Here is a 13,046-nt window from a genome sequence, read left to right on the forward strand (position 1 = left end):
AGCAGCGAACTAGCAACCAGCCTGGCGCCGGGCCACAGCGCGGCCGGGCGGGAATGACAAGAAACTAAAGAAGGCGAACGGCAATGATCGTATTGGGAATCGAGTCCTCCTGCGACGAGACTGGCGTCGGCATCGTGGAGGTCGACGAGGCCGGGCAGATGCGCGTTCTGGCGGACGCGGTGGCCTCGTCCATGCAGCAGCACGCCCGTTTCGGCGGCGTCGTGCCGGAGATCGCTTCCCGCGCTCACCTGGAGGCCATGCCCCAGGTGATGGAGGAAGCCCTGCGCCAGGCCGGTGTTGAGCGCCCCGATGCCGTGGCCGCCACCGTCGGCCCGGGCCTGGCGGGCGCGCTGCTGGTGGGCGCCTCCGCGGCCAAGGCCTATGCCGCCGCCTGGGGCGTGCCCTTCTACGGGGTCAACCACCTGGGCGGCCACGTTGCCGTAGCCAACCTGGAGGGCAAGCCCCTGCCGCACGCGGTGGCCCTGTTGGTCTCCGGCGGACACACCCAGCTACTGGAGGTCGAAGCCGTCGGCCGCCCCATGCGGGAGCTGGGCACCACGCTTGACGATGCCGCCGGCGAGGCCTACGACAAAGTCTCCCGCCTGCTGGGCCTGGGGTATCCGGGCGGGCCGGTCATCGACAAACTCGCCGCCCGCGGTGAGCCCACCATCAAGTTCCCCCGCGGGCTCAGCAAGGCAGAGGATCTGCGCGGCGACCACCGCCATGACTTCTCCTTCTCCGGCCTGAAGACCGCCGTGGCCCGCTACGTCGAACAAGCCGAGCGCAACGGCGAAGTCATCTCCGTGGAAGACACCTGCGCCTCCTTCCAGGAGGCCGTCTGCGATGTGCTCACGGCCAAGGCCGTGCGTGCCTGCCAAGACACCGGCGCCGGCGTCCTGCTGCTGGGCGGCGGAGTCGCCGCCAACTCCCGGCTGCGCGAACTCGCCGCCGAGCGCTGCGCCGCAGCCGACATCGAGCTGCGCGTCCCGAGCTTCAAACTCTGCACCGACAACGGCGTCATGATCGCCGCCGTCGCCGCACAACTCATCGCCGAAGGCGCCGAACCCTCCGGCCTCGCCACCGCCACGGACACCCAGCTGGAGGTTGAGATCCCGCTGGTTCCGGCGGGTTTCTAACCGCAGATCCCGAGTCCTTGTCAGCGGCGTACACCGCGAGGGCAAGGGTGTCTAATTGGCCGTTGCCTCGGATCTCGCTATCGTTGCTTTCCCTACAAACCAAGGAGATAGCGGAGTCCCGGGCATTATGGATGCAGTAGCGTTGACAAGGCTCCACAAGTCTTCCGTGTCTTCCGATTCGAGAAGGGGGCCGAGTGGATTAATGCTCCACGCCCCGGTAAGAGACAGAATCATTGCTCACCATCGAGCCAAACTTTAAACGACAATTAACCCAATATTTTCACAATTGCTTGTCCTTTGACTTAGCTCTCCGCTAGCGCCTTAGCCACCCGGTTGGATCGAGGGGTCGCTGAGGAAAGCGCGGGCGCCTGCGATCGGGGTTATTGGCCCGTGGTTCACGGAATGTTCACCCAAAGTTTTCCCTGCTCAGGGTGTGGTTTTTCGGTGTGGCGGCTAGTTTTAGGAATTATGACTATTGGATTCCTTGTCAACCCTGATCTGACCCGCCGCAAGATCACCTTCGAGCTGGAGCACGCTAACCAGTTCCTGGGTGGGGCCACTGAAGACCGCGTGGCGGTGGCTTTCCAGGAAGATGGCTCGGCCTACGCTGCGTTGTTCAACCCGGATGCCCGCGCTGAGGGTGCGGAGCCGAACCCGGTGGCATCGTTGGCGCGTAATACCGCTGATACTGGCAACTCGGCCTTCCTGCAGGACCCGATTCGGGCGATTTCCGGCTCGGTTATCTTCGTGGGTGCGGAAGGCGACGATATTACTGATGACATCGTCGAAGGCGTGGAAAACTCCATTCGCGCCGTGCTGAACTACCGCGAGGACAACCCGGAGGAATACCAGCTCTGGCGCGCGGCCGTTATCAACACGGAAAAGCAGGCCTAAGTTCGCAGGAGCGGTCCTGCCGCCCCGCGCGACCGTCAATCACCGTCCCTTGTAAGAGGGGCAGTGATAATTTTTGTGCAATTGGCGAAAGTGACAGGGTATCGGCTCAAAAACTTGAGTCAGATGACAATACTTTCTAGATGTGCCTGGCATCGCTACAACCGTTAGGATGGGCGGTGAGAGGCGGCGCGCCCGGTCGCGATAATTTCTTCGCACCCCTACCTGGTTGCGGCAGGCGCGCGAGCCACGAGTGGAGCAACTAAAAGGAGTACCTCATGACCCTGACAGTGACTGACATTTTCAGTATCGGTATCGGCCCGTCGTCTTCGCACACGGTCGGCCCCATGCGCGCGGCCAAGGCCTTCGTGGGCTCGCTGGTCGAGTACCCGACGCTGGTGCGCTGCGAGTTGCGCGGCTCCCTTTCGGCCACTGGCCTGGGGCATGCCACGGACCGCGCGGTCATCCTCGGCATGGTCGGTTGGACTCCGCTGGACGTGCCGCTGGACGCGGAGCCGGTCGCCGGCACCAACATCCCGCGCGAGGGCAGTGTCACCGGCCCGACTGGGACCATGGACTACAGCCTGGTCTTCGACAACGAGCCCTTCCCGGGCCACCCGAACTGTATGCTGTTCTCGGCCTACGACGCCGACGGCAAGTGCATTGCTGAGGGTGTGCCGTACTTCTCCGTTGGCGGCGGCTTCATCCAGACCCGCGCGGAGCTGGAGGCCTCCAAGCTGGCCGCGGAGAACCCCACGCCCATGCCGGAGAACATGCGCGCGCCCTACGAGTTCGACACTGGCGATGAGCTGCTGGAGCTGTGCGAGAAGCACGACCTGGCAATCTGGGAGATCATGCTGGCCAACGAGTCCTTTCTTCACGCTGATGAAGGTGGCGAGGACTTCGTGCTGGCCCACCTGGACCGGGTCTGGGAGGTTATGCAGCAGGCCGTGTCCCAGGGCATCGAGACCGACGGTATCCTGCCGGGCGGCCTCTTGGTCCCGCGCCGCGCGCCGAAGCTCTACCAGGACCTGCTGGCGCAGAGCGAAGACGAGGACTCCGGCCTAGAGGCTATGGACTGGGTGGACCTTTACGCGCTGGCCGTCAACGAGCAGAACGCCGCCGGCGGCCGCGTCATTACCGCCCCGACCAACGGTGCCTGCGGCATCCTGCCGGCCGTGCTGCACTACGCGCGTGACTTCCAGCGCGGTTTCAACAAGCACAGCGTTCACCGCTACCTGCTGACCGCCGGCGCGGTGGCCATCATCATCAAGACGAACGCCTCTATCTCCGGCGCCGAGGTCGGCTGCCAGGGCGAGGTGGGCTCGGCTTCCTCCATGGCAGCCGCCGGCATGGCGGAGCTGCTGGGCGGCACGCCCCGGCAGGTGGAAAACGCCGCCGAGATCGCGCTCGAGCACAACTTGGGCCTGACCTGTGACCCCATCGGCGGTCTGGTGCAGATCCCCTGCATCGAGCGCAACGCCGTCGGTGCTGTCAAGGCCATCAATTCCGCCCGCCTGGCCAAGCGCGGCGAGGGCTCCCACGTTGTCTCCCTGGATAACGCGGTTAAGACCATGGCAGAAACCGGCCGGGACATGCTCTCCAAGTACAAGGAGACCTCCCTAGGCGGGCTGGCCAAGACCATGGGCTTCACCGTCGCCCAGGTCTCCTGCTAGTACCGCGCTGACGGTTTAAGGCGCAGGGCTTGCCTGTGGCCCCGCCGGTGGCTTGCACGAGCTGCGGGCGGGGTCTTTTGCGCGTTGGCTTTGGCTGCGGCCGGGGTCCCGGCGGCGTGGCTTAGGGAGCGTGGCTTGGTGGGGCGGTTTGGCGTCGAGGCCTGGTGGTGTGGAGGAGTGACGGGCATGTGCGCGGCGGGGGAGCGGTGTTGTTGTCGGTTAGCAGTCGCACGGGTAGAGTGCTAGATAGGTTGTTTGACCCACAGTTGTTCACCCGCGACGACGGCTGTGCTGGCAATGCATGCAACCGGCACATACAACTCATTGATTCATAAACGGAGGAATCACACCATGGCAAACATCAAGCCGCTGGAAGATAAAGTTCTGGTCCAGATCGTCGAAGCGGAAACCACTACCGCTTCCGGCCTGGTAATCCCAGACTCGGCTAAGGAAAAGCCGCAAGAGGCGACCGTCATTGCCGTCGGCCCGGGCCGCACCAATGACAAGGGTGAAGTCGTCCCGGTGGGCGTCAACGAAGGCGACACCGTTATCTTCTCCAAGTTCGGTGGCACCGAGCTGAAGTACGACGGCCAGGAGTACCTGCTGCTGTCCGCTCGCGACCTGCTCGCCGTTATCGAAAAGTAAAAGGTGGTGTAGCCACTAATGGCAAAACTCATTGCATTTGATCAGGAGGCCCGCGAGGGCATCCAGCGCGGCGTGGACAACCTCGCCGACGCCGTCAAGGTCACCCTGGGCCCACGCGGCCGCAACGTGGTTCTGTCCAAGGCCTTTGGTGGCCCGACCGTCACCAACGACGGCGTGACCATCGCCCGCGACATCGACTTGGACGAGCCCTTCGCTAACCTGGGCGCCCAGCTGGTCAAGTCCGTGGCGGTCAAGACCAACGACATCGCCGGCGACGGCACCACGACCGCGACGCTGCTGGCCCAGGCACTGATCTTCGAAGGTCTGCGCAACGTGGCCGCCGGCGCTAACCCGGTCGAGCTCAACCGCGGCATTGCCGCGGCCGCAGAGAAGACCGTGGAAGAGCTCAAGACGCGCGCCACCCCGGTTAACTCCGCCTCCGAAATCGCCCAGGTCGCAACGGTTTCTTCCCGCGACCCCGAAATCGGCGAGATGGTCGCCGGCGCGATGGAAAAGGTCGGCAAGGACGGCGTGGTCACCGTGGAGGAGTCCCAGACCATGGAGTCCACCGTGGATGTCACGGAAGGCATCTCCTTCGATAAGGGCTACCTCTCCCCGTACTTCGCGACGGAGGAAGAGACCAACCACGCCGTGCTCGACGACGCCCAGATCCTGCTGGTGCGAAACAAGATCTCCTCCCTGCCGGACTTCCTGCCGCTGTTGGAAAAGATCGCCGAGTCCGGCAAGCCGACGCTGATTATGGCCGAGGACATCGAGGGCGAGCCGCTGCAGGCCCTGGTGGTCAACTCCATCCGCAAGGTCCTGAAGGTCGTGGGCGTCAAGGCCCCGTACTTCGGCGATCGCCGCAAGGCCTTCATGGACGACCTGGCCGTCGTCACCGGCGCCACCGTCGTGGACCCAGAGCTGGGCATCAACCTCAACGAGGTTGGCCTCGAAGTTCTGGGCTCCGCACGCCGTGTGACCGTGACCAAGGAGGATACCGTCCTGGTCGACGGCGCCGGCACCGCCGAGGCCGTCGAAGAGCGCCGCGGCCAGATCCGCCGCGAAATCGAGCGCACCGACTCCACCTGGGACAAGGAGAAGCTCGAGGAGCGCCTGGCCAAGCTGTCCGGCGGCGTGGCCGTCATCCGCGTCGGCGCCGCCACCGAGACCGAGGTCAACGAGCGTAAGCTGCGCGTCGAGGACGCCATCAACGCCGCTCGTGCCGCGGTCGAGGAAGGCGTTATCGCCGGCGGTGGCTCCGCCCTGGTCCAGATCGCGCGCGAGCTGGAGACCTTCGCCCAGGACTTCGAGGGCGAGGCCAAGACCGGCGTGCTCTCCGTAGCCAAAGCGCTGTCACGCCCGGCCTACTGGATCGCCGCTAACGCCGGTGAGGACGGCGCCGTGGTGACCAACCGCGTGGCCGAGATGTCCAACGGCGAAGGCTTCAACGCCCACACCCTGGAGTACGGCAACCTCATCGACAACGGCATCATCGACCCGGTCAAGGTCACCCACTCCGCCGTCGTCAACGCCACCTCCGTGGCACGCATGGTGCTGACCACCGACGCTTCCGTCGTGGAAAAGCCCGCCGAGGAAGAAGAGTCCTCCCAGGGTCACCACCACCATCACTAAAACCGCGTGAGCTCACGCGCGCGTAAGGCAGGCTCCGACGGGTAACCGGCGGGCCTCCTGCTTGAAAAGAGCGCGAGGGCCTCGTCCGGCTAACCAGCCGGCGGGGCCCTTAATCGTGCTTTAAGCTATGCCTCGTGCCACAACAAGAATTCATCCGGGTCACCGGCGCGCGGGATAACAACCTGCGTGATATCAGCGTCGATATCCCGAAGCGCCAGCTGACCGTCTTCGTCGGGCTGTCGGGCTCCGGCAAGTCCAGCCTGGTCTTCGACACCATCGCGGCCGAGTCCCAGCGGCTGGTCAACGAGACCTACCCCGGTTTCGTCCAGGGGTTTATGCCGCAGACCGCCCGCCCCGACGTCGACCGCCTGGAGGGGCTGACCGCCGCCATCGTGGTGGGGCAGGAGGCGCTCGCCGCGAACGCGCGGTCTACCTTCGGCACGGCCACGGACATCACCGGCATGCTGCGCGTGCTGTTTTCCCGCATCGCGGAGCCAAACGCCGGCGGCCCGGCCGCCTGTTCCTTCAACGTGCCTTCCGTGAGCGCGCAGGGCGCCATCCAGGTCGAGAAGGCCGGGGGCGAAGAAGGAAGTCACCCACTTCCAGCGCACCGGCGGCATGTGCCCGGACTGCAGCGGCACCGGCCGGGTCACTGACCTCGACCTCACGGCGCTAGTTGATGAGTCGCTCAGCCTCGACGACGGCGCCATCATCGTCCCGCGCCTCAAGATCGGCTCCTGGACCTGGCAGAGCTACGCCCAGTCCGGTCCTATATCGGGGTGCTTCCCTGGCGGAGGTCTCCCGGTGGGAGCTGACCGAGGTCTACTCCTGGCTGGAGAGCCTGGAGGATGCCCGCGTGGCCCCGCTGGTGGACAACCTGCGCCAGGCAGTCAACAGCGCGGTGGAGATCGGCCTGGGCTACCTCAGCCTGGACCGGCCGGCGGGCACCCCCTCGGGCGGGGAAGCGCAGCGCACCCGCATGGTTAGGCACCTGGGATCAGCGCTGACGGATATCACCTACGTCTTTGACGAGCCGACCGCGGGCCTGCACCTGCTGGACACGCAGGTGCTGCTGGAGCTGCTCGATGAGCTCGTCGACAGCGGGCACACCGTCGTCTGCGTCGAGCACCGCCCGGCGGTTATCGCCCACGCCGATCACGTCATCGATTTGGGTCCCGGGGCCGGTTCGGCCGGCGGCCGGGTGGTGGCCAGCACGAGCTCGTGCGAGCTCAACGAAGTCGCCGACTCGGTGACCGGCAGCTACCTGGCCCGTTACCTGGCCCACGAGGCCCAAGAGACCCAAGAAGGGTAGGAGGCCACAAAAGGAACCACCGGGGCGGCAGGGCAGCAGGCTGCATTATTGGGCAGTGCGGTTGCCTGTGTGCCAGTGGCGGTAGGGGTCAAGCCCTAACGGGAATCCGCCTAGACGGTAACCGGGGCGACCTTGGTGACCTGGGCGCGCTTGTTGCGGGCGCGCAGAGCGTGGGAGCGCTCGGACTCGGACATGCCGCCCCACACGCCGTAAGGCTCAGCGGACCGGAGGGCGTGCTCACGGCACAGCTCGATGACCGGGCAGGCGTTGCAGATGGCCTTCGCGCGGTTCTCGCGCTGCGCGCGGGCACGTCCGCGTTCCCCGTCCGGGTGGTAGAAAACATCCGAGTTCTTCCCGCGGCATGCTCCATGCAGTTGCCATTCCCAAAAATCTGCGTTCGGTCCGGGAAGCAGATGCGGCTGTGACACGACGAAATCTCCTCAATTGGGTAGTTCGGGACTTGAAGTATTCCTCGGGACTTGAAGTATTCCGATTTGGCAGTATGGCCCGCACGGGTAAACGTTGGGTTTCCAGCTGGTTGCCAGCTGGTTTTCTGATTGTTTCAATCCTCACGATTAGCCGTCTGGCCAGGTTATATACACAAAGGTTAAAGTTTGGTGAACTTTGTCTGCCGCGGCGTGGGCTACTACCTTCGGGGTAGAAACGGCCAGATGAAGCGCTCCGCGTCGTGATTAAAAGCAAAATCACGATGATGAATTAGACGCTGATCATCGGTATAGTTCTGAGACGGCTAATTTTCGATCTGAGCCGCCCCGCGCCACCGCCTGAACGTGGGTGCCTAGGCCGGCGTGATGTCGTGAAACCTTAAACGAGAAAGTAGAGCCTGAACGTGAGTGATTCCGAAACCGAGCTAGCGGCCCTAGTGCCGTCGGCGGTATCGGGCGATCGTCGGGCTCTGCAAGAGGTCATCCGTCTGATCCACCCGCAGGTGGTGCGGTACTGCCGCGCCCGGATTGGCGGCCACCGCCACCCGACGGCCGACGACGTGGCGCAAGAGGTCTGCCTCGCCGTGGCGACCTCCCTGCCCAAGTACGAGGACAAGGGGCGACCGTTCATGGCCTACGTCTACGGCATCGCCTTTAACAAGGTGGCGGACGCGCACCGCACCTTGGGGCGCGACCACTCGGTGCCCACTGAAGACCTGCCGGAACAGACGGCTTGCGGCCAAAGTCCAGAGGAATACGCGCTGGTTACAGACGGAAGTAACAGAGTTCGCGAGTTGCTCGATACATTAAGTGAAAAGGCTCGCAACATTGTGATTTTAAGGGTGTTCGTGGGCCTTTCCGCGGAGGAAACAGCCGCAGCCGTAGGTTCTACTCCGGGCGCGGTCCGGGTAGCTCAGCACCGAGCCCTCGGCCAGTTGCGCAAGCGGCTGGCTGAATCTCAATAACAACTAAAAACCAGATTTTTATTTATGTCCTGCACGGCAGGATGGGAAAGGAGGGATGATCATGTCAAAGCGACGTCGGCCCGATGACACTAATGACTTGGCCGATCAGCTGCAGCCCTTAGTTGATGACGATCACTTCCTGACCGATCTATCCGCAGGAAAAGACCCCAGTGGCGGCAGCGACGAGCTAGCGGCGTTGCTGATGGATCTGCGCAACGAGGTCCACCAGCCGCTGCCGCCGGTACCGGTGGTTGCTCTGGGTGAGGGCGAGGATACCGAGTCCGCCGAGGACACGGGCAAGGCCGCGAGGGCCTCCGTGGCCTCGCTGGCGGATCGCCGCAAGGCCAAGCGCCCGCACCCGTTCGTCCACGGCCTCATCGGCGCGGCCGCGGCCACCCTGGTCATCGCCGGGGCCGGCGCGGTGGTCTACAACACCCAGGGCTTTGGCGCCCAGCACGATCCGCAGTCGGTCGAGCTGGCCGGCAAGCTGGATGAGATTGAGTCCCGCGCCGCCAGCGGCGACTGGGAGGGTGCGCAGTCCCTTCTGGCGGAGGCCCGTAAGATGCTGAACCTGGCAGAAGAGAAGGAAGCCGACGCCGAGGTCAAGCAGGACAAGGCCCGCTCGTCGCGGGTGGCCCGCCCGCGCCCGACGGAGACGGTGACTGAGACCGTGCCGCCAGAGCAGGGCACGGAGGCCGAGAAGCCGGCTCCCGCCCCGGAGCCGACCACGGTGACGGAGAAGGCCACCCAGACCGTGACGGTTACGGTGACCGAGACCGGGCTGCCCAACCCGCTGCCCGAACCGACAGAACCCACGGAGGAGCCGAGCGCTTCCCCGGAGGAAAACGACGGTGAACTCGCTCCGCCGCAGGTGCAGCAGTAAGTAGCTAAGTCCTTCTAAGAAACGTCTTTTCAGAGAGCCGCTCTCGGCGGGGTGGGGTCCGCCTTTCGCCGGAGGCGGTTTTAGCGTGCGTCGAGCCCGTCTAGGTAGCCCAGGGCGTAGTCCCAGGGAACGTAGCGGTTCGGATCCGGCTCAGCGCCCGGCTCGTGCACCGGAGCGAGTTCGTTGTTCAAGGTCGCACGCATATTGGCGGCCATGATGTCCCACTCGTAGAAGTGGTTTTCCTGGCAGTCCTCGCAGTAGAAGAAGATTCCGTCCACTCCGCGGGGCCCGAGCGCGCGGGCGAATTCCTGGACCAAGGCGAGGTCGTGGATCACGGCGGCGCGCTCCTCTTGGCTCAGCGGCTGTGCCTGCTCTTCTTCTTCCAAGAAGGAGGCGGGATCATTGGGGTCGTCGGCAAAAGGGTCGCGGGGCATATTGGCGAAAAAGTTCACAGTTTAGAAGCCTATTTACTCAACCAGACTTAGGCAATTCTCCCCCGGACTCACGATGTGGCGCTAAAAGGCACTACAGTTAGGGTGCATACCACCAAAACTCGGCTTCGTTTTAAGGAGATGGGCACTCAAGATGACTGACAACCGCGTGCAAACTGGGGGAAACGACCCGGATAAGATCCTGCTCAATGGGCTGACCTTTGATGATGTGCTTCTGCTGCCGGCCGAATCCAATATCGTGCCTTCTCAGGTAGACACCTCGGCGCAGTTTACCCGCAACATCCGGCTGGGCATCCCGCTGTCCTCGGCGGCCATGGACACGGTCACGGAAGCGCGCATGGCTATCGCGATGGCCCGCCAGGGCGGTATCGGCGTGCTGCACCGCAACCTGTCGACCCAGGAGCAGGCCGAGCAGGTGGAAACCGTCAAGCGTTCCGAGTCTGGCATGGTCACCGACCCGGTGGTGGCGTCGCCGGATATGACCATCGAGGAAGTCGACGCCCTGTGCGCGCGGTTCCGCATCTCCGGCCTGCCGGTGGTCGATGACAAGGGTGTCCTGCTGGGCATCTGCACCAACCGCGACATGCGCTTCGAACCGGACTTCCAGCGCAAGGTCTCGGACATCATGACCTCCATGCCGCTGGTGGTGGCCAAGGAGGGCGTGTCCAAGAGCGAGGCCCTGAAGCTGCTGTCGAACAACAAGGTCGAGAAGCTGCCCATCGTGGACGACAACAACGTGCTGGTCGGCCTCATCACCGTCAAGGACTTCGTGAAGTCCGAGCAGTACCCGAACGCCTCCAAGGATTCCTCCGGCCGCCTGCTGGCCGCCGCCGGCATCGGCACCGGCGAGGAGTCCTACGAGCGCGCCGGCGCCCTGGTCGATGCCGGCGTCGACGTGCTGGTCGTCGACTCCGCCCACGCCCACAACAACCGCGTGCTGGAGATGGTCTCCCGCGTGAAGAAGGACTTCGGCCACCGCGTCGACGTCGTGGGCGGCAACCTGGCCACCCGCGAGGCCGCCCAGGCCATGATCGACGCCGGCGCCGACGCCATCAAGGTCGGCATCGGCCCGGGATCCATCTGCACCACCCGCGTCGTCGCCGGCGTGGGCGCCCCGCAGATCACCGCCATCATGGAGGCCGCCGCCGTGGCCGGCCCGGCCGGCGTCCCGATCATCGGTGACGGCGGCATGCAGTACTCCGGCGACGTCGCCAAGGCCCTGGCCGCCGGCGCCGATACCGTCATGCTGGGCTCCATGTTCGCCGGCACCCGGGAAGCCCCGGGCGACATCGTCATCGTGGGCGGCAAGCAGTACAAGCGCTACCGCGGGATGGGCTCCATGGGCGCCATGCAGGGCCGCGGCCTGAGCGGGGAGAAGCGCTCCTACTCCAAGGACCGCTACTTCCAGGCCGACGTGAGGAGCGAAGACAAGCTGGTGCCGGAAGGCGTGGAAGGCAAGGTTCCTTACCGCGGCGAGATCGACGCGATTACCCACCAGATCATCGGTGGCCTGCGCGCGGCCATGGGCTACACTGGCTCGGCCTCCATCGCGGATCTCAAGACCAAGCGTTTCGTCCGCATTACTGCGGCCGGCTTGCGCGAGTCTCACCCGCACGATTTGCAGCAGACCGTCGAGGCCCCGAACTACCGCTAAGCAGCGCGTAGGAAACCCGTTATACGACACGTAGCACTCCCCGCAACGTCGCAACACTCACAGATAAGGAGCAGCACATGCGCGACTACGTAGAAATCGGACTGGGGCGGCAGGCGCAACGCACCTACGACCTGGACGATATTTCCCTGGTGCCAACCCGGCGCACGCGTTCCTCGAAGGACGTGGATACCACCTGGCACATCGACGCCTACACCTTCGACATCCCGTTTGTTTCCCACCCGACCGACGCCCTGGCCACCCCGGAATTCGTCATCGAGATGGGCAAGCAAGGCGGCCTAGGCGTTATCAACGCTGAGGGCCTGTGGGGCCGGCACACCGACTTGGAGGCCGCCCTCGAGCAGGTCTATTCCCACCCGGGTGATAACGCCGTGCTACAGCGCCTCCACGGCGCGGATCTGGACACGGAACTGCTTACCGAGCGAATCCGCCAGGTGCGGGAGGCGGGCGTGACCGTAGCGGTGCGCGTGTCCCCGCAAAACGCCCGTGAGCTGGCTCCGGTGGTCATCGCGGCCGGCGCGGAACTGCTGTTTATCCAGGGCACCCTGATTTCTGCCGAGCACGTCAGCACCGGCGGCGAGCCGCTGAACCTCAAGGAATTCATCGGTTCCCTGGACGTGCCGGTCATCGCCGGTGGCGTGGCGGACTACACCACGGCCCTGCACCTGATGCGGACCGGCGCGGCCGGCGTCATCGTGGGCGGCGGCGTGAACACCAACCCGGAGACCGTCGGGATCGACGTGCCCCTGGCCACCGCCGTGGCGGATGCCGCGGCCGCGCGCCGGGACTACCTGGATGAGACCGGCGGGCGCTACGTGCACCTTTTGGCCGACGGCGACTTCGTCAACTCCGCCGAGGTCACCAAGGCCGTGGCCTGCGGCGCCGATGGCGTCGTCCTGGGCCCGCTTCTGGCCTCGGCCCGCGAGGCCGGCGGTAAGGGCTGGTACTGGCCGGCCGCCGCCGGGCACCCGCGCTTCCCGCGCGGCTTCGTGGACTACGCTGCCGCTGTCCCGGGCGACCTAGACGTCGACTTCCTGGACGGCGAGGCTGACCACAACGCCCCGAGCCTCGAGGTGGTCCTGCACGGCCCGTCTAACGAGCCCTTCGGCCAGTTCAACCTGGTCGGCGGCCTCAAGCGCGCCATGGCGAAGTGCGGCTACACGGACCTCAAATCCTTCCAGAAGGTCAACCTCGCCATCCGCGGCTAAGCCGAGAAGGCACGCGGCACAAAGCACGGACCCGGGAATAGGGGGCTAGGAAGCTAGCACGCCAATGGTTAGGCGCCTAAAGCCCGGGGCGCGCTGTTCAGAAAAGAACAGGAAAGACAAGGAGG

The 13,046-nt window shown here is 64.9% G+C and carries 11 protein-coding genes and 1 pseudogene; 10 read left to right on the forward strand and 2 right to left on the reverse strand.

Annotated elements, in window-relative coordinates:
* Positions 1-83 precede the first annotated feature (83 nt).
* From tsaD to HMPREF3067_RS11555, 6 genes and pseudogenes are all read left to right on the forward strand, one after another.
* Positions 84-1,136, forward strand: a complete 1,053-nt coding sequence (gene tsaD / locus HMPREF3067_RS07905; RefSeq protein ID WP_070769180.1) for a tRNA (adenosine(37)-N6)-threonylcarbamoyltransferase complex transferase subunit TsaD — start codon at positions 84-86, stop codon at positions 1,134-1,136.
* Between the two features lie 468 nt (positions 1,137-1,604).
* A complete protein-coding gene (locus tag HMPREF3067_RS07910; protein ID WP_070769181.1) occupies positions 1,605-2,030 on the forward strand; it encodes a hypothetical protein in 426 nt (141 codons plus the stop codon).
* 275 nt (positions 2,031-2,305) lie between these two features.
* Positions 2,306-3,703 carry an L-serine ammonia-lyase gene (locus tag HMPREF3067_RS07915; protein WP_070769182.1) on the forward strand — a complete coding sequence of 466 codons (1,398 nt, stop codon included), beginning with the start codon at positions 2,306-2,308 and terminating at the stop codon, positions 3,701-3,703.
* 351 nt (positions 3,704-4,054) lie between these two features.
* Positions 4,055-4,348, forward strand: a complete 294-nt coding sequence (gene groES, locus HMPREF3067_RS07920; protein ID WP_070769183.1) for a co-chaperone GroES — start codon at positions 4,055-4,057, stop codon at positions 4,346-4,348.
* An 18-nt stretch (positions 4,349-4,366) separates the two neighbouring features.
* Positions 4,367-5,983: a chaperonin GroEL gene (gene groL, locus HMPREF3067_RS07925; protein ID WP_070769184.1), complete on the forward strand. Its 1,617-nt coding sequence runs from the start codon at positions 4,367-4,369 to the stop codon at positions 5,981-5,983.
* Positions 5,984-6,117: 134 nt separating this feature from the next.
* A pseudogene (locus HMPREF3067_RS11555) lies at positions 6,118-7,106 on the forward strand (excinuclease ABC subunit UvrA); the annotation flags it as partial.
* 299 nt (positions 7,107-7,405) lie between these two features.
* On the opposite strand, the gene HMPREF3067_RS07940 reads toward HMPREF3067_RS11555, so the two are convergent.
* Positions 7,406-7,723, reverse strand: a complete 318-nt coding sequence (locus tag HMPREF3067_RS07940; RefSeq protein ID WP_070769187.1) for a WhiB family transcriptional regulator — start codon at positions 7,721-7,723, stop codon at positions 7,406-7,408.
* A gap of 422 nt (positions 7,724-8,145) precedes the next feature.
* Here HMPREF3067_RS07940 and HMPREF3067_RS07945 point away from each other — a divergent pair, with 422 nt between their 5' ends.
* Positions 8,146-8,706 carry a sigma-70 family RNA polymerase sigma factor gene (locus HMPREF3067_RS07945; protein ID WP_070769188.1) on the forward strand — a complete coding sequence of 187 codons (561 nt, stop codon included), beginning with the start codon at positions 8,146-8,148 and terminating at the stop codon, positions 8,704-8,706.
* Between the two features lie 61 nt (positions 8,707-8,767).
* Positions 8,768-9,589: a hypothetical protein gene (locus HMPREF3067_RS07950; RefSeq protein ID WP_070769287.1), complete on the forward strand. Its 822-nt coding sequence runs from the start codon at positions 8,768-8,770 to the stop codon at positions 9,587-9,589.
* 80 nt (positions 9,590-9,669) lie between these two features.
* Here HMPREF3067_RS07950 and HMPREF3067_RS07955 read toward each other — a convergent pair whose 3' ends face one another.
* Positions 9,670-10,041, reverse strand: a complete 372-nt coding sequence (locus HMPREF3067_RS07955; RefSeq protein WP_070769189.1) for a DUF5319 domain-containing protein — start codon at positions 10,039-10,041, stop codon at positions 9,670-9,672.
* A 133-nt stretch (positions 10,042-10,174) separates the two neighbouring features.
* Here HMPREF3067_RS07955 and guaB point away from each other — a divergent pair, with 133 nt between their 5' ends.
* Both guaB and HMPREF3067_RS07965 read left to right on the forward strand, forming a co-directional pair.
* Positions 10,175-11,695 carry an IMP dehydrogenase gene (gene guaB / locus HMPREF3067_RS07960; RefSeq protein ID WP_070769190.1) on the forward strand — a complete coding sequence of 507 codons (1,521 nt, stop codon included), beginning with the start codon at positions 10,175-10,177 and terminating at the stop codon, positions 11,693-11,695.
* A gap of 77 nt (positions 11,696-11,772) precedes the next feature.
* On the forward strand, positions 11,773-12,921 hold the full coding sequence (locus HMPREF3067_RS07965) for a GuaB3 family IMP dehydrogenase-related protein (RefSeq protein WP_070769191.1): 1,149 nt from the start codon (positions 11,773-11,775) through the stop codon (positions 12,919-12,921).
* The last annotated feature ends 125 nt before the right edge of the window (positions 12,922-13,046 follow it).

This window comes from Corynebacterium sp. HMSC04H06 (assembly GCF_001815935.1).
Lineage (GTDB): Bacteria > Actinomycetota > Actinomycetes > Mycobacteriales > Mycobacteriaceae > Corynebacterium.